Annotated in this window: 20 protein-coding genes; 6 read left to right on the top strand and 14 right to left on the bottom strand. The window is 58.2% G+C overall.

What is annotated here, in order from left to right; genetic code table 11:
- Window positions 1-5: 5 nt before the first annotated feature.
- Genes LPW13_RS01810 through motA form a run of 5 tightly spaced genes read right to left on the bottom strand, consistent with a single transcriptional unit; the run spans window position 6 to window position 5,963 of the window.
- On the bottom strand, window positions 6-1,631 hold the full coding sequence (locus LPW13_RS01810; protein WP_230437745.1) for a methyl-accepting chemotaxis protein: 1,626 nt from the start codon (window positions 1,629-1,631) through the stop codon (window positions 6-8).
- Between the two features lie 6 nt (window positions 1,632-1,637).
- Window positions 1,638-2,135 (bottom strand): chemotaxis protein CheW, encoded by a 498-nt coding sequence (locus LPW13_RS01805; RefSeq protein WP_230437744.1) that lies wholly within the window; start codon window positions 2,133-2,135, stop codon window positions 1,638-1,640.
- Window positions 2,132-4,234: a chemotaxis protein CheA gene (gene cheA / locus LPW13_RS01800; protein ID WP_230437743.1), complete on the bottom strand. Its 2,103-nt coding sequence runs from the start codon at window positions 4,232-4,234 to the stop codon at window positions 2,132-2,134. The genes LPW13_RS01805 and cheA overlap by 4 nt, the downstream gene beginning before the upstream one ends.
- Window positions 4,231-5,103, bottom strand: coding sequence for a flagellar motor protein MotB (gene motB, locus LPW13_RS01795; RefSeq protein WP_230437742.1), 873 nt, complete (start codon window positions 5,101-5,103; stop codon window positions 4,231-4,233). The genes cheA and motB overlap by 4 nt, the downstream gene beginning before the upstream one ends.
- The gene (gene motA / locus LPW13_RS01790; protein ID WP_230437741.1) at window positions 5,100-5,963 is read right to left on the bottom strand and encodes a flagellar motor stator protein MotA; all 864 of its coding nucleotides are present in this window, start codon (window positions 5,961-5,963) and stop codon (window positions 5,100-5,102) included. The genes motB and motA overlap by 4 nt, the downstream gene beginning before the upstream one ends.
- Window positions 5,964-6,193: 230 nt before the next feature.
- Between motA and LPW13_RS01785 the strand changes: the two genes are divergently transcribed.
- From LPW13_RS01785 to LPW13_RS01765, 5 genes are all read left to right on the top strand, one after another.
- The gene (locus LPW13_RS01785) at window positions 6,194-6,886 is read left to right on the top strand and encodes a glycerophosphodiester phosphodiesterase family protein (RefSeq protein WP_230437740.1); all 693 of its coding nucleotides are present in this window, start codon (window positions 6,194-6,196) and stop codon (window positions 6,884-6,886) included.
- Window positions 6,870-8,078 (top strand): glycerol-3-phosphate dehydrogenase/oxidase, encoded by a 1,209-nt coding sequence (locus tag LPW13_RS01780; RefSeq protein WP_230437739.1) that lies wholly within the window; start codon window positions 6,870-6,872, stop codon window positions 8,076-8,078. Before LPW13_RS01785 ends, LPW13_RS01780 begins: the two co-directional genes overlap by 17 nt.
- A gap of 87 nt (window positions 8,079-8,165) precedes the next feature.
- A complete protein-coding gene (gene dusA, locus LPW13_RS01775; RefSeq protein WP_268932663.1) occupies window positions 8,166-9,185 on the top strand; it encodes a tRNA dihydrouridine(20/20a) synthase DusA in 1,020 nt (339 codons plus the stop codon).
- A gap of 60 nt (window positions 9,186-9,245) precedes the next feature.
- A complete protein-coding gene (gene tal / locus LPW13_RS01770) occupies window positions 9,246-10,190 on the top strand; it encodes a transaldolase (RefSeq protein ID WP_230437738.1) in 945 nt (314 codons plus the stop codon).
- Between the two features lie 15 nt (window positions 10,191-10,205).
- Window positions 10,206-10,673: a tellurite resistance TerB family protein gene (locus tag LPW13_RS01765; RefSeq protein WP_230437737.1), complete on the top strand. Its 468-nt coding sequence runs from the start codon at window positions 10,206-10,208 to the stop codon at window positions 10,671-10,673.
- Between the two features lie 74 nt (window positions 10,674-10,747).
- On the opposite strand, the gene LPW13_RS01760 is transcribed toward LPW13_RS01765, so the two are convergent.
- From LPW13_RS01760 to hrpA, 7 genes are all read right to left on the bottom strand, one after another.
- A complete protein-coding gene (locus tag LPW13_RS01760; protein ID WP_329957919.1) occupies window positions 10,748-11,302 on the bottom strand; it encodes an STAS domain-containing protein in 555 nt (184 codons plus the stop codon).
- A gap of 186 nt (window positions 11,303-11,488) precedes the next feature.
- The gene (locus LPW13_RS01755) at window positions 11,489-12,679 is read right to left on the bottom strand and encodes a PP2C family protein-serine/threonine phosphatase (RefSeq protein WP_230437736.1); all 1,191 of its coding nucleotides are present in this window, start codon (window positions 12,677-12,679) and stop codon (window positions 11,489-11,491) included.
- A gap of 104 nt (window positions 12,680-12,783) precedes the next feature.
- Window positions 12,784-13,740 carry an MlaA family lipoprotein gene (locus LPW13_RS01750; protein WP_230437735.1) on the bottom strand — a complete coding sequence of 319 codons (957 nt, stop codon included), beginning with the start codon at window positions 13,738-13,740 and terminating at the stop codon, window positions 12,784-12,786.
- 177 nt (window positions 13,741-13,917) lie between these two features.
- The gene (locus LPW13_RS01745; protein WP_230437734.1) at window positions 13,918-14,787 is read right to left on the bottom strand and encodes an HvfC family RiPP maturation protein; all 870 of its coding nucleotides are present in this window, start codon (window positions 14,785-14,787) and stop codon (window positions 13,918-13,920) included.
- On the bottom strand, window positions 14,777-15,667 hold the full coding sequence (locus LPW13_RS01740; RefSeq protein ID WP_230437733.1) for an HvfB family MNIO-type RiPP peptide maturase: 891 nt from the start codon (window positions 15,665-15,667) through the stop codon (window positions 14,777-14,779). The genes LPW13_RS01745 and LPW13_RS01740 overlap by 11 nt, the downstream gene beginning before the upstream one ends.
- A 157-nt stretch (window positions 15,668-15,824) precedes the next feature.
- Window positions 15,825-16,118 carry an HvfA family oxazolone/thioamide-modified RiPP metallophore gene (locus LPW13_RS01735; RefSeq protein WP_230437732.1) on the bottom strand — a complete coding sequence of 98 codons (294 nt, stop codon included), beginning with the start codon at window positions 16,116-16,118 and terminating at the stop codon, window positions 15,825-15,827.
- 294 nt (window positions 16,119-16,412) lie between these two features.
- Window positions 16,413-20,345, bottom strand: a complete 3,933-nt coding sequence (gene hrpA, locus LPW13_RS01730; RefSeq protein ID WP_268932662.1) for an ATP-dependent RNA helicase HrpA — start codon at window positions 20,343-20,345, stop codon at window positions 16,413-16,415.
- A gap of 130 nt (window positions 20,346-20,475) precedes the next feature.
- Between hrpA and LPW13_RS01725 the strand changes: the two genes are divergently transcribed.
- Window positions 20,476-21,957, top strand: coding sequence for a peptide MFS transporter (locus LPW13_RS01725; RefSeq protein WP_230437731.1), 1,482 nt, complete (start codon window positions 20,476-20,478; stop codon window positions 21,955-21,957).
- Between the two features lie 234 nt (window positions 21,958-22,191).
- On the opposite strand, the gene LPW13_RS01720 is transcribed toward LPW13_RS01725, so the two are convergent.
- Window positions 22,192-23,373, bottom strand: coding sequence for a vWA domain-containing protein (locus tag LPW13_RS01720; protein WP_230437730.1), 1,182 nt, complete (start codon window positions 23,371-23,373; stop codon window positions 22,192-22,194).
- Window positions 23,374-23,554: 181 nt separating this feature from the next.
- Window positions 23,555-24,400, bottom strand: a complete 846-nt coding sequence (locus LPW13_RS01715) for an AAA family ATPase (protein WP_230437729.1) — start codon at window positions 24,398-24,400, stop codon at window positions 23,555-23,557.
- Between the last annotated feature and the right edge of the window lie 208 nt (window positions 24,401-24,608).

The following is a 24,608-nucleotide window of genomic DNA, read 5'->3' as shown; positions in this document are numbered from 1 at the left end:
GACGCTCAACCTGCAACACTTGACGTCGAATCGTCTTTCACTTGTACGTGCGCCTTGGGCCCCTGAATCTGGAAAACTTCCATGGTCTGTGCCAAATGGGTCATGCGATCGGTCAGTTCACCAGATGAATGCGCGGTAATATGTACCTTATCTGCATTCTGCTTGGTCACTTCATCCATTTGTGATACTGCGACATTGATATGACCGATACCGGTACTCTGCTCCGCAGATGCCGTGGATATTTCGCGCATGATGTCCCTCACACGAGCGACAGATTCGACCACATCATTCATCGAGCGACCCGCCCGACGCACCAGCTCCGCGCCAGCATTGACCTGGCGATTGGAACTGTCGATCAGAGTGCGGATTTCCCGCGCGGCATCGGCAGACCGTCCGGCGAGGCTGCGCACTTCCTGTGCGACCACCGCAAACCCGCGACCGTGATCGCCGGCACGCGCCGCTTCAACTGACGCATTAAGGGCGAGGATATTGGTCTGGAACGCAATCCCGTCAATGGTCTCGATGATGGCCGCCATCTGCTTGGCACTGTGGGTGATATTGCCCATGGTATCCACGATCTGTGCCATGGCATCCCCCCCTTCCTTCACCTCTTGCGCGGCGCTTTCAGACAGACCGCTGGCCTGTTTCGCATTGTCGGCATTCTGCCCCACCGTGATGGTGATTTCTTCCATACTGGACGCGGTCTGCTGCAACGATGCCGCCTGCTGGTCGGTGCGCGAGGCAAGCTCGTCGTTGCCACTGGCGATACTGCGCGCTGAGTTTACCGCAACGCTTACACCGGTATTCACTTCGTTAACCATGTCATAAAGACTTCGCTTCATGACGCCGAGGGCCTGTGTAAGTCGTTGCATTTCGCCACCGGAGCACTCCGGTATCACCGCATCCAGGTTGCCGGCCGCGACCTGCAGAGAGAAGTTGCGCAGGCCTTCCAGCGGACGCAGTATCCGACGGCCCACTGAGTAACTGAGCCCGGCCAATAACGGGACGCCGAGCAGTAACAGCACCAGCGGCCAATTGGTAGCCGCCTCGTGTTCAGCCGAAGCCCCCCAGGAGGCCATCAGGCTGCCGCTCAGCAACAGACCAGCCACCACCGGAATCAATGTGAGCTGCGCGGCCAGAGAGACATTTTGCAGGCGAGCCCACCAACCGCGGACGCCGCGCGGAATGACCTGTCCATATAACAGCGAAAAACGCTTTTCCCGACCGTCGCGCAGAATTCGATACTGGTTCTCCGCCGTTTCGATGTCGTGACGACTCGCCTTGAGCCGTACGGAGACATAGCCGACCACCTTGCCCGACTTGATTATCGGGGTCACATGGGCACGCACCCAGTAGAAGCCGCCATCCTTACGGCGGTTTTTTACCAGGCCGATCCAAACATCGCCGTTCCTGATGGTCTGCCACAGGTTGGCGAACGCGGCCTTGGGCATATCCGGGTGACGCACGATGTTGTGGTCCGCACCGACAAGTTCATCACGGCTGTAGCCGCTCACTTCCACAAACGCCGGGTTGGCGTAAACAATACGTCCGCTCAGGTCGGTTCTTGAAATCAGGAAGTGATTGTCGCGCAGGACCGTTTCCCGGTTGGTTACCGGTTGAGAGTTTTTCATGATGTCTTATTCCCCGGCTTCCGCGACCAACTCCATTTCCCGACTGGTCAGCAGCTTTTCAATATCCACAAGCACCAGCATGCGCTGTTCCAGGTTGCCCAATCCACTGATGTAGTCGAGCGGTAGGCTCACACCAAATTCCGGGGCCGGCTTGATCTGCTCTGCATTCAAGGTCATCACATCGGAAACCCGATCGACCACAATACCCACAACCCGTCCGGCAATATTCACCACGATCACTACGGTCTGTTCGTCATAGACTGCCTGGGACAGCCGGAATTTTATCCGCAGGTCTACAATCGGCACGATGACACCGCGCAGGTTGGCGACGCCCTTGATGAAATCCGGCGCATTGGCGATACGCGTGACATTGTCGTAACCGCGGATTTCCTGCACTTTCAGGATATCGATCGCGTATTCCTCCTCGCCCAGGGAGAACACCAGGAACTCCCGATCGCGAGCCTGGGACGCGGTGTTTTTTTCAGCTGCACTGAGTTGACTCATTGATACGCTACCTCTTCACTGGGGCGGGTGGCCGATGACATGGGTTCACGGGCGGCGGACTCGAAGGCGCCCTGGTTTTTCTTGCTCTGGTGCAAACGGTGCAGGTCACTGATATCGAGGATCAGAGAGACACTGCCGTCACCAAGAATGGTCGCAGCGGAAACGCCGGGCACTTTGCGGTAATTGGTCTCCAAGTTTTTCACCACCACCTGCTGCTGCCCCACAAGCTCATCCACTTGCAGCGCGTACCGCCGCCCCTGGCCCTGCACGATGACGGCAATGGAGGCGGTCGGATCTGCTATCGCCTTTTCCACATCCATTGCCGTGCGTACGGAAATCAGCGGCAGGTAGTCTTCGCGCACCTTGAGCAGCAGGTCTTCCCCCGCCATCGGGTAAAGATCTTCCTCCCGCGGCTGCAGGGATTCGATCACGCCATTCACCGGCAGCACGAAGGTTTCTTCCCCCACGCGTACCGACATGCCATCGAGAATGGCCAGCGTGAGCGGTAAGACAATACGCGTAGTGGTGCCCTGACCGGGACGCGAGTCGATTTCAACATGCCCGCCCATGGCTTCAATGTTGCGCTTGACCACGTCCATACCGACACCTCGCCCGGAGACATCGCTGACCTCCGCCGCGGTAGAAAAGCCCGGCGCGAAAATCAATTGCCACACATCTTCGTCACTGATGTTGTCGGGCACTGCCAGGCCATTGGCCTCGGCTTTGGCGAGAATTTTTTCCCGGTTGAGCCCCCCCCCATCGTCACTCACTTCAATCAGGATACTGCCGCCCTGATGCTGAGCCGATAGCAGCAGATTGCCGGTGCGGGACTTGCCCGCCGCTTCGCGCTCGGCCGGGGTTTCAATACCGTGGTCGAGACTGTTGCGCACCAGGTGGGTAAGCGGGTCGATAATGCGCTCGGTCAGCCCCTTGTCCAGCTCAGTCGATTTGCCTTCGGTAATCAGCTCGACTTCTTTATCGAGCTTGCTGGCCAGGTCCCGCACAAGGCGCGGAAAGCGACTGAACACGTAATCCATCGGCACCATGCGCACCGACATGATCGCCTCCTGCAAATCCCGCGCGGTGCGCGACAACAGGCTCAGACCACTGGACAGTTTGCCGTCGCGATTGCCTTCGGACTCTTCCGCTACCTGGTCGAGCATGGATTGGGTAATCACCAGTTCGCCAACCAGATTGATGATCTGGTCCACCTTGGTAACCGGTACCCGAATGGAAGCGCTGTCGCCACTGTTTTTCGCCTGCGACGGAGCTCTGGCTCGCGGTTTTTCCGGCGCTTTTTCCGGGATTTTTTCCGCAGGCTTGCTGGTATCACTTTCGGTCACCGCCGGTGCGGTGGCGGTCTCCACAGCTGGTGTCTCGGATGCATCGGCTGCCGGGGCTATCTCCAGCTGCTCGGGATCCGCCACAAAGCACAACACCGCTTCAATTTCATCTCCACCCAGGGAAGAGGCGAGTACCACCTCGTAGCGAGCCGTGTCTCCGGACTTGCTCTCGACCTTGCCCAGGTGCGCCATCTCTTCAATCAGCAGATCGCGGTCTTTTTCCGAAACGTCGCTCAAGGTGATCCGGAAACGCCCGGACGCTGGCACCGGCGTCTCTTCGCCTTGGGGTTCTACTGCGGGTTCCACTTCGGAAATCGGTGCGGAAGACTGGGCGGGGGCGACGTCTTCAACCGCTGCGCCTTCACCAATCTCCTCCAGTGCCAATTGCTGCAGGATGCGGCAGATGCGTTCCAGTGCCTCCGGATCCGGTTCGACACTCTGACGATAGGCATCCAGTTGGTCATTCAACATATCTTTGGTTTCCAGAAATATATCGATCAGATCGCGACGCAGGGTCAACTCACCACAGCGCGCGTAGTCGAGCAGGTTTTCCAGCAGGTGCGTGGTGCGCTGCAGCGCCTCGAAGCCGAAAGTACCCGCGCCGCCCTTGATGGAATGGGCCGCGCGGAAAATTGCGTTTAGCTGCTCCGGATCCGGTGCCTCTACATCCAGCTCCAGCAAATGCTGCTCCATCTCCGCCAGAAGCTCTCCGGCTTCCTCGAAAAATGTGTCGTAAAAATCTGTGATATCCATCATCGCTCCTGCAGAGCCTGCAGCGGCTCAGTGCGGCCACCCGCACGGATGCGATCGGCCGCTTCTTCACTCAACACCAGCAGACTGATCCGCCGGTTTACTGGATCCCCGGGGTGGCTGCCCGGAATCGGAACCCGCTCGCCCATCCCCGTTACCCTTAACACTTTGTCGCTTTGCAGACCGCCGGCCATCAGTTCGCGCCGACTGGCATTGGCACGGTCGGCGGACAGCTCCCAGTTGCTGTAACCGCTGTCTCCGGCGGCGTAGCTCAGGCTATCGGTGTGGCCACTGATACTGACTGCGTTCGGCAATTGATTGAGCAGCGGTGCAAGGGCGCGAATCAGCCGCTGCATTTCCGGCACCAGCGTGTCGCTGCCCAGTTGGAACATGGTGCGCTGATCGGTTTCCAGCAGTTGGATACGCAGTCCATCCGGGATCAGTTCGAAACGCACCTGATCGCGCATTTCCCACAATTCAGGATCCCCCTGGATCACGCTCTCGATGCGAAACCTCAGGTCCATGAAGGTGCGCCGGGTGTCGTCCGGGAGCCGCTGGCTACGCAGGTCCACACGCGCCCGCTCACCGTCCACGTGCGCGGGGTCGGCCCCGCCCCCGGGAATCACACTGGTGCTGGCACTTTCCCGGTCACCTTTGCTCAACGCCACCGCGAGCGGCGTACGGAAATACTCGGCGAGCCCATGCAACTGCTGGGGCGATGCGGTAGATACAATCCACATCACCAGAAACAGCGCCATCAGCGCGGTCATCAGATCTGCCAGCGCGATTTTCCAGGCGCCGCCGTGGTGTACCGGATGGGCTTTGCGCGAGCGGCGAATGACGATGCGACGTGCACCTTTGCCAGCACTGCTCATGCCGCGGACAGGGACGGACGCACGTGGTCTTCAAGTTCGCCGAAGGTCGGGCGGTCCGACGTATCCAGCGCCTTGCGCCCGAACTCCACCGCCAGCTGCGGCGCATAGCCGTTCAAGTTCGCGAGCAGGGTCACCCGCACGCACTGCAGTACTTTTACCGCCTCCTGTACCTGGCGCTCGATACGGCTGGCGAGCGGATTGACGAAGCCGTATGCCAGCAAAATGCCGACAAATGTTCCCACCAGCGCATGGGCCACCATCATGCCGACTTCGCCGGCAGCTGCATCCGCAGAAGCCAGTGCCTTCACCACACCGAGAACCGCGGCGACGATACCGAACGCCGGCAGGCCGTCCCCTACTTTCAGCAGTGCGTCCGCCGGCACCCGCGCCTCGTGTTCGAAGGCTTCGATCTCGTGGGTCATCAGCTCATCGAGCTCAATGGGATCCATACTGCCGCTCACCATCAGGCGCAGGTAGTCGGTAGTGAATCCCATGATCATCGGGTCGCTGAGAATGCGCGGGTAATCCGCAAAGATTTCGCTGTCTGCCGGCGACTCGATATCTTTCTCGATACCGATGGCGCCGTCGCGACGCATCTTCCACAGCAGCTTGTACTGCAGCCCCATGAGATCCATGTAGATTGACTTGTCATATTTGGTGGAGCGTTTGAGGCGGGCAAGTGTACGCAGCGTGGCGCGAATTGCCTTGCCGTTATTACTGGCGATGAATGAGCCTACCGCCGCCCCCACGATGATCAGGAATTCCATTGGCTGGTACAGCGGCCCGAGATGCCCACCGGACATCGCAAACCCGCCGAACACCGACAACACGACCACGACGAATCCGATAAATATCAGCACGAGTAACTTCCACTCCCCCAAGGCTTGTGAGGAAGCTATCGGCCCGTCGCCGGCAATCTTGAGTGGTTGATTGGAAAAATGCCGAGAACGGCGCGCGGCGCGAGAGTCGCCCCCCGCGAGTTGCAAGGCGCTTCCCACGAACTATTTTCATTAGTAAGAATGCGCTTTGAGAGCCGCACCTTCAAAGCCAGGAAACTGCAAAATAAGCCCCCACCCGGAAGCTCACATCCATGCTCATTGCGCACCTAGGCGACAAGGTTCACCATCCGGAAAACACCCTGGCAGCGTTTGAAGCGGCCCATGGTTTAGGCGCCTGTGCAATCGCAACCGAGGTCCAGTTCAGCAGAGAAGGAACGCCCTGGTGCTTTGCTGGCGACAACCTGGGCCACCCGGAACGCGGAATAGAACAACCACTGTCACAAACACCTAACCGGGACCTGAAAACGCTGCCACTGTGCAGCTTCGGTCAGCTCACAGACTGGGCAAGCCGCCACCGTCACCTGGAGTGGTTCGTGGAATTACGTGCGACTACGCTGCGGCAAATTGGCACAGAAAGGGCGATAAAATCATTGCAAAAAGAGATTCTCGCCAACCAGGATAACTTTGTCCTGATTGCCAGCGATATCCGCAGCCTGCGCCTGGCCAGGAGTCTTGGCTTCGACCACGTGGCGCTGCGGGTGCCCGACGTAGCCCGCTGCCTATCGGCAGAAGTGGTGACACTGGCGCCAGACTATCTGTTCATTGAGCACAGCACGGTGGACTGCCAGGAGCTCCCCCCAGGGCCGTGGCAATGGGTGGTACATGAAATCAACACCGCTCAGGGCGCGGTCCACTGGCGTCACCGGGGAGCACATCACCTGCTGACCGGCGACCTGCCTTTGCTGATGCGCTCCAGAGAGGCCAGCAATGTCTACGGAATATGATGTGCTCGTGGTGGGCGCCGGTATCCAGGGGGCCGGTGTCGCCGAGTCGTTGAGCGCCGAAGGCTACCGGGTCGCGATTCTGGAGCAGACAGCAGTCGCCGCCGGCACATCCTCGCGCTCATCCAAGCTGATACACGGCGGTCTGCGCTATCTGGAAAGCGGACAACTGGGCCTGGTGCGCGAATGCCTGCTGGAGCGCAAGTGGCTGCTGGAGCACAAGCCGGACCTGGTACATCTGGTGCCCTTCCTGATTCCGGTATACCGGCACAGCAAACGCTCTCCACTGATGATTCGCGCTGGATTGTCCCTGTACGCGTTACTGGCAGGCATCTTCAACCCCTACTCACGCTTCAAATCGCTGGACATCAATGACTGGGATGCGCTGGAAGGATTGAATCGCGACGATCTGCTGGCGGTCTACCGCTATTACGATGCACAGACAGACGATACCGCCCTGACCCAGGAAGCCATTCGCAACGCCATGCGCGACGGAGCCGAGCTGATCTGCCCGGGCAGCCTTGTGGGGGCGGAGGTGACAGACAAGTTCGTCATTGCGGACTATTTCCATCAGGGACAGCTGAATACCCTCCACTGCCAGGTGCTGGTGAACTGCACCGGCCCGTGGATTGAGGAAACCAACAGCAAGTGCAGCCCGCGGCCCAAGCTGCCGCCACTGGACCTGGTGGCCGGCACCCATATTCAGGTACCACTGAAGCTGGCCAATAAAATCTTCTATGTAGAAGCCGAAGACGGCCGCGCCGTATTCGTCATGCCCTGGCAGGGAGAAACTCTGATCGGCACCACCGAGCGCCCCTACCATGGCAATCCTTCCGAGGTGGCCCCCACGCTGGAGGAAAAGACGTACCTGCTGCGCACCCTGAAGCAGTATTTTCCGCAAACGCGGCCCCTGCAACTGCACGAAGTGAGCGACGCGTATTCCGGCCTGCGGGTGCTGCCGCTATCCGAGAAGAGCCCCTTTTCCCGCAGCCGGGAAACCCTGATCTGCTGCGATCGGGAAAAGCACCCGCGTATTCTCGCGGTCGCTGGCGGCAAACTCACCAGTTACCGCGCTACCGCGCGCAGCGTGGTGAAAAAGCTGCGCCCCACCCTGGAAGCCGCCGTCCACGTTTCTCAGCCTGGCGTTCAGGTCACCTCCAGCACCGATGTCCCCCCCCGCGAACGCAATCATTAAACAGATTTGCTCCCCGGGCTGGGAGCGAGCGTTAACCCCGTTATAATGCGGCCAGTTTTAACGCAGTTTTCTTCCGATACCCGCCCTATGCCTGAATCGTCCACACCCATCGCCCCCGCCACCCGAGGCTCCGCGCGTGCCGTCAATCACCGCTTCTGCACCGCCCCTCTGATGGATTGGAGTGATAGACATTGTCGCTACCTCTGGCGCCTGCTGAGCAAGCACGCGTTGCTGTACACGGAGATGGTCACCACCGGTGCGATCATCCACGGCGACCGGGAGAGCCACCTGGATTTCAACCTGGAGGAGCAGCCGGTGGCGCTTCAGCTGGGGGGCAGCGATCCGGATGAACTGGCGCGCTGCGCGGAAATTGCTGAACAGTGGGGCTACAGTGAGTTGAACCTGAACTGCGGCTGCCCCAGCGATCGGGTGCAGCGCGGCCGTTTTGGTGCCTGCCTGATGGAAGAGCCGGACCTGGTAGCGGAATGCCTGGGTGCGATGAAAAGTGCGGTATCCATTCCGGTGACGGTAAAACACCGCATCGGTATCGATGATATGGAGGATTACGCCGGGCTGACCCGCTTTGTGGAGGCTCAGGCGCAGGCCGGTATCGAAACCTTCATCGTGCATGCACGCAAGGCCTGGCTGAATGGTCTGAGTCCGAAGGAGAACCGCGAGGTACCGCCGCTCAAGTACGACATGGTGTACCAGCTGAAGCGGGACTATCCAGAGCTTGAAATCGTACTGAACGGCGGCATCAATACCATAGAGGCATGTCGCGAACATCTCCGGCAACTCGATGGTGTTATGCTCGGGCGCGCGGCGTACCAGAACCCGACGCTGCTGGCCGAGGTCGACAGCGCGCTGTTTGACGGCGAGCCCGGCCCGACACCGGCGGAAGTGATTGCCGGCATGCTGCCCTATATCGAACGCGAGTTGAGCCGCGGGCAGCGACTCAACCATATTACCCGACACATGATGGGGCTGTTTCAGGGCGTACCCGGCGCACGGCGGTTCCGCCGGCATCTGAGCGAAAACGCACATACCGCGGGCGCGGGACCGGAGGTGCTGGAACAGGCGCTGACACTGGTGACCGACGCCGCCTGAGCATCCACCAGCCAGGCACCGCAATAAATTCTCAAGTTACAGCAATAAGGAAGTGATCCCATGAACAAACTGGCGCAACTGAAAAAACGCAGCCTGGTGGTGGCGGATACCGGTGATATTGAAGCCATTCGTCGTTACCAGCCCGAAGATGCCACGACCAACCCGTCCCTGCTGTATAAAGCCGCGCAACTCCCCCAGTATCAGGATCATCTCAAGGCCGCGATCACCTGGGCAGAAAAGCAAAGTGGCGATGTGGCACAGCTGGCAGCGATGAAGCTGGCAGTGGTCATCGGCAATGAGATTCTCAAGATCGTCCCCGGCGTGGTCTCCACCGAGGTGGATGCACGCCTGTCCTTCGACACCCGCGCCAGCATCGAATATGCGCGCCAGCTGATCGCCCTGTATGAAGAGGCCGGAGTTGACCGCAAGCGTGTACTGATCAAGCTCGCCTCCACCTGGGAAGGCATCAACGCCGCCTCGGTGCTGGAAAAAGAAGGCATCGGCTGCAATCTCACCCTGCTGTTCAGCCAGTGTCAGGCAATCGCCTGCGCCGAAGCCGGCGTGACCCTGATCTCGCCGTTTGTGGGCCGCATTCTCGACTGGTACAAGGCCAGCACCGGCCGCGACGACTACACTGCCAAAGACGACCCGGGCGTACTGTCGGTGCAAAGCATCTACGAGTACTACAAGTCTCGCGGCTACCCCACCATTGTCATGGGCGCCAGCTTCCGCAATACCGGTGAAATCGAAGCCCTGGCCGGTTGCGACAAACTCACCATCAGTCCCCAGCTGCTACAGGAACTGCAGGATGACGACGGCGACCTGGCCACCGGCTTGAATGCCGAAGTGGAGAAACAGCCGCTACCGGAGCAGACACTGGATGAAGCAACCTTCCGCTTTCAACTGAACGCCGACGCCATGGCGACCGAGAAGCTCGCCGAGGGCATCCGCAATTTCGTGGCGGATCAGGAAAAGTTGGAAGCGCTACTTCAAGAAGCACGTTGATCGGGAAATCACACCATGCTGCAACAGATTCGCAAACTGTTTGATCAGATCGGCCGCGGAGATGACGTGGAAATACGCGAAGAAAAAGATGTGCGTATGATCAGCGCGGCACTGATGGCAGAAATTGCTACTGCTGACCGCAAGGTAGACGAGAGGGAACACGCGGCGCTGGTCAGCCTGCTGCAGGACCACTATGGGCTGGATGTCGATACTGCCCAGTCCATGGTGGAAACCGCCCTCAAGGACCGCCATGAGGCTACCTCACTGTACGAATTCACCCAGACGGTGAACAGCAACTTCAGCGAGCGCGACAAGTATCAACTGGTAAAACAGATGTGGCAGGTGGCGTTTGCAGATGGGGAAATTGACGCATTTGAAGAGCACCTGATCCGGCGGGTGGCGGAGCTTATCTACCTCCCCCACGGGCTGTTTACCCGCGCCCGCGCCGAGGCGCGGGACAGCAGCAATCCGGACCCGGAGTGAACGGCCGGACTAAATCAGGGCGGCGGAGTCAGGCAGCCGCCCTGTAACGCCGCTGCCCTGCCCTCACTTGCCTATCAACTTACTTTGCGATTGCTGTTGGTGCTTTTCTCACCGGCACTTTCCTGCTCAGACTCCAGCGCGTGTACCAGATCGCGGAAAGTCTCGGCGTTCTGCTCGTTCATACTCATCAGCACACGGTGGGCTTCCAACACCATTTCCCGCGCGGCGTCTTCATCCGGCGTCGAATCACAGCGCAATGGCGCAGGATCAGCGGCATAGGTGCCGTCATTGCCTTCGCTGTCGAAGTCCATCAGCTCATCAAACCCCATGGAATCCAACAAGCGCAACAGCCCCGGATTACTACACAACACCAGGGGGCGGTGGTTATGACGCTCTTCGGCGCGGAATGCGATTTTGGCCATCAGCCCGAGGGTGGTGCTGTCGATGCCGTCGGCCTGATTGAGATCAAATACGACGCCTCGAAAATCACTGCGCGCGAACATCCTGTCGATAAAGCTATCGAAAGACGTACAAAGTGTTAGGCGTACATCTCCCACCAGTTTGACGACATAAATGCCCTGGTGGTCACCAACCATTATCTGCCCGGACTGCATATTGACCTCAGACACACCGGAGCGCGGTATTGATCCCTGCCCGGCGTCAGATTGTTCGAATGCGGCTTGTGACCGCGCACAGTTCCTTGTGCAAGGGTAGCCTGACACTTCCAGATGTCAGCGGGTGAAGTGGCCGGAGCTTACTCCTGCTGTGTGCGACTGACAAGAGCGTTAGCGCCCTGTCATTTTTCACAGCAAAAATCAGTCCTGTCGGAGGGTGAGGATCGTGATATCGTCGGGGAATGACTCGGTAGTATCCACTTTCAGGGCGGAACAAAGGCTGTCCAGGTCACCACGGGTATGGTCGATCTTCTCCAGCAGACGCTTCTCCCGCTCCAACAGGTCACCACTGAGCAATTCCAACACCCCATCAGAGCAGGCAACCAGACGCCAGCTGGCCGGCAGGCTGAGCTGTTGCACCACCCAATTGCCTTTCTCGAACAGGCCGAGGGGGCGCCCCTTGCCGCTTAACCAGTGCGCCCCTTCTTCGGTCACCAGTGCGGGCATGGGGACCTGCCCCGCCACCGCGTAGTGCAGCTGGCGCGCCCGGCTGTCGATCACGCCCACAAACATGCTGGCGTGCTTGTCGAGCTTGGTAGACAGCAGCTCGCGGTTGATCATGGTAAGCACTTCGATCAGGTCATCATCAATACTGTTCAGCTGCGTGAACAGTGTGCGCTCCCGCAGCAGATGCATGATGCTGTGCTTGATCAGTGCGGTTACCAGCGCCGAGGAAACCCCGTGGCCGGATACATCCACCAGGTAAAACGCCACAAAGCGCTCTCCGAACAGGCCGTAGTCGATGAAATCGCCACTGAGGTACAGGGAGGGCAGCAAGCGGTAGGCCGCCTCGATACCCGCGGGGTACTGGTATGGTGAACGCGGCAGCAGGTGTTGCTGCAGCTGGCGCCCCGCCTCGTGATCCCGCTGCAACAGGTCGATATGATCACGCAGTTCGTGGTTGCGCTGCTCCAGCTCTTCGCGGTAGGCCCGGTTTTGCCGGGAGAGCTCGCGAGCCTCGTCAATCCGGTTAATGGCGTGCTCAATGACACAGGCGTCAGTGATTGGCTTGAGTACGTAATCACCGGCCCCCAGGCGCAGGGCCTGCACGACATCGGTTACATCGCTATTGGAGGCGAGCACTACCACCGGTGTTTCCGGCGAGCGCCGTTTGACCTTGCGCAGAACCTCCAGCCCACTGAGGTCCGGCAGGTGGAGGTCGGTGATCACCAGTTCGTATTTATCCGGGGAGAAGTGACCGATGGCCTCCACACCGCTGTCCAACAGGGTGACGATATAGCCGCGAAGGGAGAGAGCATCGTAGATGAGTTTGCTGGCAGGCTCGCTGCTGTCGACCAGGAATAAGGCGTGCTTCTGGCGTAATTCAGTCATAATCTCTGCCGGCGGCCAACTTGTTCATGTTTGTGCGCTGCAGGCCACAATACTAAAAAACCGGCGCTCATTGCCATGAGAACCGGTTTTTTTGGGTTGCGCTTCTAGAAATCGTATTCGTCCAGATCGCCGCCGAAATCATCTTCCAGCTCTCCATCTTCGATCAGGTACTCACGCCGCTGCAGGTAGGCATCGCGCATCAGTACGTAGCGATCCCCCTGCAATAGAGACTCCGCCTGCAACAGGCTTGCACGGGTTTGCACTACATCGAGTACTTTCAACGTGTATTCGACGGAGTTATCGTCAATGTAGGTGAGCGGGTTGGTGTACCACTCCATCACTTCACCGGTACCGTCGCGAATGGAGGATGGACCGAGAAATGGCAACACCAAGTAGGGCCCCGAAGGCACGCCCCAGACGGCCAGGGTCTGACCCAGGTCTTCACCGTCACTGCGCTCCAGCCCCATGTGCTGGGCCACGTCAAACAGTCCACCAATCCCAACGGTGCTGTTGACCAGGAAACGGCCGGTATCGTTGCCCACCTGCCCCCACTTCCACTGCAGAACATTGTTCAGGACATTGTTGATTTCGTGCAGATTGGAGAAGAAGTTGGAAACTCCGGTCTGCATGAAAATCGGCGTCACCTGACGATACGTCACCGCAGTGGGCTTCAGGAACCAGCGGTCTGCAGTGTCATTGAAACGGAAGATGGCGCGATTAAAGCCCTCCCAGGGGTCGCGCTGTTCGGGCGCCTGTCCTTCCTCGCTGGCGAACTCATCAGCGGGGTCAAACCCGTACTCGTCTTCCAGCGCGGAGCCGAAGCCGTCGTCCACCTCTGAACCAAAGTCGTCTGTGGCTTCGCCCGCATCTGTTGTGCTTTTCCCGCCTTCCGTGCCTGCACTGGCGGGATCAGCAGTCACCGGCTCAGTAGTGCCGGATTCGGCGGGGGACTCTGCAAACGGGTCGTCGGCAAATGGATCTGACGCTTCCTGCGCCAGGGCCAGGGGGGATGCCAGCATTGCGGCAAGTACCCAGGCACTTGTGGTGTTGCGCTTAAGCAATTCCCTGCTCCTCGCATTGATCAATCGAATGTCCAAATCTGAATTCATTTCCGTCTTGGGGAATTATAGGATTTTAACGCTGGCCATAGAAAGTTTGCCAGCAGGACAGACCCACATAATACCAAGGCCCTGCAGCAATGGGGTAATTTCCTGCCAACGAAATTTACCCCAGCCAGGCTATGGGACCGGTTGTCGAAAGCCGGCAATGATCTCCAGCCGCATCAACTTCTGCAGCAGGTTAACACCGGATTGCAACAACTGCGTCGGCTCGGGGTGCTGTAACTCCTGCGCCAACTGCAGTAGCAGCTCGCGAGCGGTACTGGGGCGCCCTGGTGCATTGCTTTCGGTACCGATTTCATTACTACGCTGGGCATCGGCCAATTGTAACAGGCGCGCTGTTACACCATTGGCTTCAAGGAATGCCACTTTATCAGCGCGATTGCGATACACAACCAGAAATGTCGGCGCATGCGGTGGATCGACAGGCTGGTAAGTCGGACCAATCCGGTGCACCGGATACTGGTAACTGAGGCTCCAGGCCAGCGGTGAGACTACCGGACACAAGTCCAGAAACTGCTCAGACTTCGCCGGCAACGTCAAGCTTTCCGGAAAGCTTTCTGTGCTGACATCCAATGCCAGCTCCACCCACTCGTAATGGGCCAGCTCCAACAGAAACAACGGGTCATTGACGGCTTCTTCACTATCGCTGCGTTCATTTTGCAGGTACTGCAAAAACTCCTCGCTGATTTCCAGAAAATAAGGGCTGGAAGAGGCATGTCGGCTGACAAAGTCCCGCACCATGGCATGCCAGCGCGGGCCACTGTACAGGCTGCGTATTACCGGAAATCCGCTGGCGATAAACGACTCGATATTGTTGTAAATCAGGTCGCGATAAATTTCCATGCGACGGTTTTCTACCGACCGGGGAGCAGGTACCCGATCCGGCGCCCGCAAATGCGCCGTAAACTCAGATTGTAGCTGCTGCGTCTTGACGCATGCTGTACCGGGAGAAGATCCAGAATCACCGCACCCAGAATCACCGTACATGGTCACGCTCTCCTATCATCGAATGGCAGGCAGCGTCGGCGTCTATCGCATTCTGAAAGCCGCGAATGCGCGAGACCTCTTCGAACAACTCCGGCAACGGTGGAATATTGAAGTCCCGTTCCAGCAGTGTCGGGATGGGGCCAAAGTGATCGTAAGCGTCCTGCAACAATCGCCATACGGGGTCGATTACCGGCGCGCCATGGGTGTCCACCTTGAGGTCATCTGCTTCATCAAAATGCCCGGCCACGTGCGCATAGCGAATCCGCGCAGCCGGCAGGTTACGCAGAAACACATCGGCGTCGTAGCAGTGGTTGATGGCGTTGACGTAAATGTTATTGACGTCCAGCAGCAGATCGCAATCGGCTTCTTCCAACACTGCCGTCAGGAATTCCAGCTCACTCATTTCCTGTCCGGGTGCTGCATAGTAGGAGACATTCTCCATGGCGATTCGCTGTTCGAGAATATCCTGCACACGACGAATTCGGCCGGCCACATATTTGACCGCCTCTTCGGTAAACGGAATCGGCAGCAAGTCATACAGGTGTCCGTGATCGGAACAGTAACTCAGGTGCTCGCTGTAACAGCGGATTCCGTGGGTGTGGATAAAACTTTTGATGTCGCGAACAAGATTTTCGTCCAGTGGGGCGGGACTACCGATGGACAGCGACAGGCCATGGATCACAAACGGAAATCGTTCGGTGTGCGCGCGCAACCAGCGCCCGTAACGGCCACCCACACCAATCCAGTTTTCCGGGGCTACTTCGAGAAAGTCCACCGCACCGGAGGGGATATCCTCTCCCATCATGGAACGGCGCAGGCCCAGGCCGGCGCCCGTTACCGGATAGCCAGTGACTGGGAGTTCGGATTCGTACTCTGTCATGATGCTTGTGGCATTGTCTTTTGACGTTGTCAGTTGAAGATGATTTGGGACATTGTCGCTAACGAAGAATTAACCGGAGCCGGTCTTCGGGACCGGCTCCTCGTATCAGACGAAGAAAAAAGAAAACAAGTCATTCACTGAGCGATCAATTGCGACATCAGCCGCCGCACTTGCCCTCGCCACATTTACCTTCTTTTTTCTTTTTGCCTTCCCCGCACTTACCTTCGCCACATTTGCCTTCTTTCTTTTTACCCTCTTCACCACATTTTCCTTCGCCACATTTTCCCTCTTTCTTTTTATCTTTCTTGTGGTCGTCGGCCATGGCGAGGTTGTAGCCGGAAGAGAGTTCTTCGGCGGCGAAAGGATCAGCAGCGGCAGTGGTGCTCATAGAGGCAGAAGCCAGAAATGCTGCGCCAACGGCTGCGGCCAGAGGCAGGTTCTTCTTGGTCATGGTTGATCTCCCAAATTGACGTTAAATTACGCACTTATGATAGAGGTCCGTTACCAGACCCCCGAAACAGATACAACGGCTCACCAGCTGCCGTTCCGCCAGTATAGCGAGTGAGATTGCTGATAGTCGCTCTCTGGGACCTCCTCCCGCGATAAAGGGTTCATGGAGGACGGCAAAAGTGTGACCCAGCACACCCAGGTGCCGGGCCCTGTGCACCATTTTCAAAAATTCTGCTACGACGTCTGGGAATAATACGGTTTCGGAGGCCAACTGGATGACCCCCGCCCCATCGGATTACCGTGTGTCCTTGATTTCCGCCCACTGCTTGCGCAGGCGCTTGGAGGATACCGGCATCAGGGTTTTCAGGGATTGGGCAAACAGCGAGACGCGAAACTCCTCCAGCATCCATCGGTACTGAACCATGGCTGGGTCACCGGCAAGATAGAGCCCGTCGTGCTTTGAAGCCTCGGCGGCATAGGGTTCTTCCGCTTCCTGATATTCCGCACTGAGCCGGCGATCGCGGTTAGGGTCGAGCGCAGCCTTTTCCAAGCGCAATTCGATCCCTTTCAGATAACGGCTGTACTGGCGCAGCCATTCCAGTGGGGTGAGGAACAGGCAGCCGCGATAGAACAGGCTACCCAGCTGGCGGTTGATATCTCCCACCGCCATCGCCACGGCGAGGTTTTTCTGTTGTTTGATCTGTTTGCGCAGCGGGACCAGCTGGGTGAGCGCCTTCAGGAGCAATTCGCCAATTTCCTGGGCAACACTGACCAATTGATCCCGACGTGCGTCCAGTGCGGAAAGAAACGCCGACTCGCTGCGCGGCCAGTTTTCGCCGCCCCAAAAGCATTCGCGTACGGCCGCCATCAGAATGTCATCGGCCACATCCTCACGGCGCCCGAGATCGGCAGCACTGAGACCGAGCTCTTTCCCCTTAAGCAACTCCTTGCGCAGATACTTCACCGGCTCCGGCAAGTGCAGTATGGCAAGCCGGCAGATACCGGCACGGGACAGTCGTCGCGCCTCTTCCGGGTTATCCAGCAACTTGAGATCGACGCTGTCTTTATGTGCAATCAATGCCGGGTAGGCGCGCACCTTGAGCCCGCCCTGATCCAGCTGGTGGGTTTCCGGCAACTCACCGAAATCCCAGCTCGTGATGCCCTCGCGCTCGAAATCGTCACCGGCGCTCGCCAACTCTTTCTGTACCCGATCGCGGTAACGCGACTGCAGCGCGCCCAGATCGCGCCCTTGGTCCAGCAGCTTGCCGCTTTCGTCCAGTACCTGGATATTAAAACGATAGAAATCCTCCAGGCCCTGCTCCGCAGTCTGCCACGCGTCTTCCGGCAGCGTTTGCGCGGTCTGGCGTTTCAGTTCATGGGACAGTGCCTCCCACAAGGGCTGGTTGTCCGGCTGCATACGCGGCAGTGCTTTATCCACAGCGGCAGGAACCGGTACAAAGTACTTGCGATATTGTTTGGGGAGGTTTTTCACCAGCGCGATGCACTTGTCCCGCAACAAACCCGGCACCAACCACTCCAGTCGTGCCGCCGGCACCTGATGCAATGCGCCCACGGGGACCTGAATACTCACCCCGTCTTCTGCACTGCCGGGGGCGAAGTGATAACCGAGCGGATATTCGATGCCGCCACTGGTGAGACTGTCAGGGAACTGCGCCTGGCCTACATGGCCGGCATCCTGTTGCATCATCAGATCACGCGGCAGAAACAGCAACTGCGGATCTTTCTGCTCCGCCTGCTTGCGCCACTTTTCAAACCCGGCGAGGTTGACGATATCCGCGGGAATCCGCTCGTCGAAAAAGCGGAACACCACCTCGTCATCCACCACGATATCCCGGCGGCGGGATTTCGCTTCCAGGTCTTCCAGTTCTTCCAACAGGTCTTTGTAGTGTCGGAAGAATTTACCCTTGCCGCGATAGCGCTGTTCCACCAAAGCCTCGCGAATAAATACTTCGCGCGCGGTGACAGGGTCCAGCTTGCCGAAATGAATTCGCTGCTTCTCTACCAGCACCAGTCCGTACAGGGTAACCTTTTCAAACGCCATCACCGCGCCGGAGCGCGGATTGTAATGGGGCTCAAAGTAATTGCGTTTGACCAGATGCCCGGAACAATTCAGCACCCAGTCAGGTTCGATTTTGGCAACGGTGTGCGCAAATAGACGGCTGGTTTCCAGCAACTGCGCGGCCACTACCCAGCGGGGCGGCTTCTTGAACTGGCCAGATCCGGGAAAAATATGGAAACGGCGATTGCGGCAGCCGATAAACTCCTTGTTCTCGTCGCGCACGCCGATATTGCCCAGTAGTCCCGACAGAATCGCCTTGTGCACGCAGGTGTAGTCCGCGGGCTCCGCATTCATTTTCAGGTCGAGGTCGCGAATTGCCAAGCGCAGCTGATGGTGGATATCCCGCCATTCCCGCAACCGCATCCAACTGAGGAAGTTCTTCTGACACCACTTGCGCAGCTGGTTCTGGCTCAGCTCCTGGCGCTGCGCTTCAAACCCATCCCACAGGTTGACCAGGGACAGGAAATCCGACTGTTCATGCTGCCACTGCTTGTGCTTTTCATCGGAGGCCTGGCGTTTTTCCGCCGGGCGTTCACGCGGATCCTGTACCGCCAGCGCGCTGACAATAATCAGCAGCTCGCGCAGACTTTGGGCGGATCCGGATTCCATCAGCATGCGACCGAGGCGCGGATCCAACGGCAACCGCGACAGGGCACGGCCGAGTTTGGTCACGGTGCCTTTTCCATCTACCGCCTGGAGTTCCTGCAGCAGTTTGTAGCCGTCGTTGATCAGGCGCTGATCCGGTGGATCCACAAAAGGAAAATCCCGGATATCACCGATACGTAACTGCAGCATCTGCAGAATCACCGCGGCTAAATTGGTACGCAGAATTTCCGCATCGGTAAACTCCGGGCGCTGCAGAAAGTCGTTTTCCTCGTACAGGCGGATACACACACCGGCACTGACACGACCACAACGGCCGGCGCGCTGATTGGCGCTGGCCTGGGAAATGGCCTCCACCGGCAATCGCTGGATCTTGCTGCGGTAGCTGTAGCGACTGATTCGCGCGGTGCCCGGGTCGATCACATAGCGGATGCCGGGCACGGTAATGGAGGTTTCCGCCACGTTGGTGGCAAGCACGATCCGCCGGCCTTTGTGCGGCGCAAACACCCGGTTCTGCTCCGCCAGGCTCAGGCGCGCATACAGTGGCAGTACATCGATATGTGACAAGTGCGCATCCCGCAGGGCCTTCGCACATTCGCGGATCTCCCGCTCGCCGCTCATGAATACCAGAATGTCGCCACCGCGACGGCTGGAGGACTTTTCCTCGTGTAGCAATTCCTCCACCGCACCGACAATCTGCTCGTTCAGGTCCGCATCGCTGTCTGCCGGCGGGCGGTAATGAATATCCACCGGATAGGTGCGCCCGGAGACCTCGATAATCGGCGCATCGTCAAAATGCCGGGAAAATTTTTCCAGGTCGATGGTGGCGGAGGTGATGATCAGTTTCAGGTCCGGGCGCTTGGGCAGCAGGGTTTTCAGGTAGCCCAGCAGAAAGTCGATATTGAGGCTGCGCTCGTGGGCCTCGTCGATGATCAGGGTATCGTAGTGGCTAAGCATCGGGTCCCGCTGGATCTCTGCCAGCAGGATACCGTCGGTCATCAGTTTGACATGGGTGTGCTCGGTGCTCTGGTCGGTAAAGCGCACCTGGAAACCCACAGAATCGCCCAGCGGCTGCCCCAGCTCTTCCGCGATACGGTTGGCCACATTGCGCGCGGCAATCCGCCTGGGCTGGGTATGGCCGATCTGGCCGTAAATCCCACGCCCCAGCTCCAGACACACCTTGGGCAGCTGGGTGGTTTTACCGGAGCCGGTCTCCCCCGCCACAACCACCACCTGATGGGCGGCGATCAGTTCGGCAATCTCTTCCCGCCGCTCCACCACCGGCAGACCCTCGGGCCATTCTACCTTCGGCAGCTTGTTTTTGCGTGCTTCGGCCAGCGCCGCAGACTGCGCGATCTGGGATTCCAGCTGCGCCAGCATCCGGTCCGCCGGCTTGCCTTCCTTCAGCCGCCGCCGGACGTTGCGCAGGGTGCGCTGCAGGCGGAAGCGGTCGCGCCCCATACATTGGGGGATCTGCGACTCGAAGTGCTGCAGGTCGGCGGGCCTGGGTTTTGATACCTCTGGGCGGGCGGGATCTTGACTCATAAACAACTGACTGATGATTCAGGAAATAATAATTCTGGAACAGGGCAAACCGGCGATTATACCTGCTGGGGACGGTCCGGGTCTGCGCCTACACTTGCGGGCGTTACCGCCAGGCGCCAGAGGAGCCTTCATGCAAGACCTGAAACCCAAGCCCCCCGCCAATGCCGGTGAGATGATTGGTCACCCCAAGGGACTATTCCTGCTGTTCGGCACCGAGATGTGGGAGCGCCTCAGCTATTACGGGATGCGCGGGATCTTTGTGTTCTATCTGACATCCGCCGGGGCCGTGGCGGCGTTTGGCTGGGAGAACCTGCCACAGGTAGCGCTGGAGGCCAAGGCCCTGAGCTATCTGGGCTGGTACGCGATGCTGGTGTACCTGACGCCGATCATCGGCGGCTGGATGGCGGACAACAAGTGGGGCCAGCGGCGCTGCATTATATTCGGCGGGGTGTTGATGATGCTGGGGCAGTTTGCCCTTGGCTTCCCCCACAGGTGGCTGCCGGACGGCAGCGAGATTTACATGCTCTGGCTCGGGCTAGCGCTGATGATCATCGGCAATGGCTTCTTCAAGCCCAATATTTCCACCATGGTGGGCGACCTCTACGATGAGGGCGATAAACGCCGGGATACGGCGTTCACCATTTTCTATATGGGCATCAACCTGGGATCGATTCTGGGTTATCTGGTGATTGGCTGGATCGGTGAGAAGGTGGATTACCAGCTGGCGTTTGTGGTGGCCGGACTCGGCATGCTGCTGGGTCTGATCCTGCAGCTGACCCAGTCGGACAAGTTTCTCGGCGATATCGGCAAGCAGCCGTCCGCCAAGCTGGGGCTGAAACCGAACCTGAGCGAGGAAGAGAAAAAACGCCCGCTTACGGTAGAGGAGCGGGACCGGATCAAGGTGATCCTGATTCTCGGGCTGTTTACGGTGATTTTCTGGGCCGGGTTTGAGCAGGCGGCGGGCTCAATGAACCTGTTTGCCAAGCACAATACGGACCTGCATGTTTTCGGCTGGGAGATTCCCGCCAGCTGGTTACAGATGGTGAACCCGCTGTTCATCATCATTCTGGCACCAATTATCGCCAGTATCTGGGTGGGGCTCGGTCCCCGCGAGCCGAATTCGCCGGCAAAATTCAGTATGGGCCTGATTTTTCTCGGCCTGGGTTTTGTGTCCATGTGTGGTGCGGCGCTGCAGATCGGGGATTCGGAGACGATCAAGGCGAGCCCGTGGTGGCTGATTGTGGCTTATATTTTCCACACCATTGGTGAGCTGTGTCTGTCGCCGATCGGGTTGTCGATGGTGACGAAGTTATCGCCGCTGCGTTATCTGTCACTGATGATGGGACTGTGGTTTGCATTTATCGGCATTGCCAACAAAGGCGCGGCGGAGATTGGTAAGCTGGTGGGGGAATCGGGCCCGTTGGCGACTTTCGGAGGTGTTGCCATCGCCGCGATCCTGGCCGGGGTCATCCTGTTCTTTATTCGGGAAAAACTGGTGGACTGGATGCACGGTGTTGAACAGGAACACACGGTGGTGAAGGACGCTACCAAGGAAGAAATTGGCATCACCGCGGATCACGACGTGGCGCCGCAACGGAAGTTTGGGGAGTAATCTGTCGGCAGGTGCTTTGAAATTTCTCTCAGTGGCGGCCGGGCACCGGGTGGATGTTTTCAGGACCGCTGTGTATACATCCCTGTACGCTGCGGCGGCGACGTCCCTGTCGCCGACGCTCCTGAAAACATCCACCCGGTGCCCGGCCTTCAATTTTCACTGCTCTACTTCGACCGAAATCATGCCGGACAAGCAGGTTTTGCAGGGTGAATAAGTGTTAGCGCATCCACCATCTCACCGGCCTTTCACCAGATAGGCAATGGCCTTATCCAACCCTTCAATGGTCATCGGGTACATCTGACCATCCACCAGCTGCTGCACCATGCTCACACTGGTGGTGTATTGCCAGTATTCTTCCCCGGTCGGGTTCAGCCATACCAGCTTGTCGTAGGTATTGGTCACCCGCTGCATCCAGGCAGAACCCGGCTCTTCGTTCATGTGTTCGACACTGCCGAAGCGGCTGCTGATTTCATAGGGCGCCATGGCCGCGTCGCCGACAAAAATCACCTTGTAGTCTTTACCATAGGTGCGCAGCACTTCTACCAACGGTGTGGTTTCGCTGTAGCGGCGGGCGTTATCTTTCCACACATGTTCGTAAACGAAGTTGTGGAAGTAGAAGTATTCCAGATGTTTGAACTCACTGCGGCAGGCAGAGAAGAGCTCCTCACACTGTTTGACGTAAGGATCCATGGAGCCGCCCACATCGAAAAAGATCAACACCTTCACCGCGTTGTGCCGCTCTGGCACCATCTTGATATCCAGCAGGCCGGCATTGCGCGCGGTGGAGCGGATGGTGCTGTCCAGATCCAGTTCTTCCGCCGCGCCACTGCGGGCGAATTTACGCAATTTGCGCAACGCGACCTGAATATTGCGGGTCCCCAGGCTCGCACTATCATCCAAGTTACGGAACTGACGCTTCTCCCACACCTTGGACGCAGACTTGTTGCGGCTCTGACCGCCCACGCGAATGCCCCCCGGGTGATAGCCGCTGTTACCGAACGGGCTCGTGCCACCAGTGCCAATCCACTTGTTGCCGCCGCTGTGGCGCTCTTTCTGCTCTTCGAGACGCTTCTTGAATTCCTCCAGCATCTTTTCCAGACCACCCATGGACTCGATCCTGGCCTTTTCCTCTTCCGTCAGCTGCTTGGCAAATTCTGCCCGCAGCCAGTCATCCGGGATCATCTGATCCAGAACGTCGTCCAGGGTTTCCAGGTCTTTGAAATAGGCGGCGAAGGCACGATCAAATTTATCGAAGTGCTTTTCGTCTTTCACCAGACAGGTACGGGCGAGGAAATAGAAGTCCTCGATGTTGGCGTAAACCAGACGCTGCTTGAGGGCTTCCAGTAAAGACAGCAGTTCCGTTATCGAAACGGGAAGCTGATGGCGTCGGAGGTTGAGGAAAAATCCAATGAGCATAATTGCCCCGAAATCTCGAAAGAATTAGATGGTTCAGGCGAAGGCGTTGATACCGGGTGGGCGTTTGCGGGACCTTCAAAAACAGGGATGTTTTTGCAGAGCCCCCATGGATGGGTTCACGGCGTGTCCCGCAAACGCCCACCCGGTAGCGGCGCCGCCACAGAACCAGCTACGTGAGCACCTAGCGACGCTCGCGACGCGCCATAAACGCCAACCGCTCCAGCATACTGACGTCCTGCTCGTTTTTCAGCAGTGCGCCATACAATGGTGGGACTGCGGAAGTCGCATCGCGATTTTTCAAAACTTCTTCCGGAATATCGTCCGCCATCAACAGCTTCAGCCAGTCAATCAGCTCAGAAGTGGAAGGCTTCTTCTTCAGGCCCGGCACTTCGCGAATCTGGAAGAACACATCCATCGCCTCCGCCACCAGCGTCTGCTTGATATCCGGGTAATGTACATCCACGATCTGCTGCATCGTCGCCCGATCCGGGAAATTGATGTAGTGGAAAAAACAGCGGCGCAAAAACGCATCCGGTAATTCTTTCTCATTGTTGGAAGTAATAATCACAATCGGACGATGCTTCGCCGTAATCGTCTCTCCCGTCTCGTACACATAAAACTGCATACGGTCAATTTCCACCAACAGGTCATTGGGAAACTCGATATCCGCCTTATCGATTTCATCAATCAGCAGCACAACCCGTTCGTCCGCCTCAAAGGCCTCCCACAGTTTGCCCTTTTTGATGTAATTGCCGATATCGTGTACCCGATCCACCCCCAGCTGGGAATCGCGCAGTCGCGATACCGCATCGTATTCGTACAGCCCCTGCTGGGCCTTGGTGGTGGACTTGATGTGCCACTGGATGAGCTTCATCCCCAGACTACTGGCCACCTCTTCCGCCAACAGGGTTTTACCGGTTCCCGGCTCACCCTTGATCAGTAACGGACGCTGTAGGGTGACTGCGGCGTCAACCGCCATCTGCAGGTCGTCTGTGGCAACGTAGTTGTCTGTACCGGTAAATTTCATGGCTACCCCGTGTGTGGTTCAGTCAGTCCTCAGTCTGACGATGGTAAAGGATGGGGTGCGGCGGGCCAAAGGCGGAATCGGTCAGATTGGGTGACAAGTATGCATACAATCGAGGCAGCAAGAGACATGTACTTCGTAGTGCAGTTGAGTGGCGGCGCCGCTACCGGGGGTGATCTTGCGAGACACGAACTAGGCGTCCCCCCTCAAC

Source organism: Microbulbifer celer (assembly GCF_020991125.1).
GTDB lineage: Bacteria > Pseudomonadota > Gammaproteobacteria > Pseudomonadales > Cellvibrionaceae > Microbulbifer > Microbulbifer celer.
The sequence above is the reverse complement of the archived record's forward strand: the minus strand, read 5'-3'. Positions and strand labels throughout refer to the sequence as shown.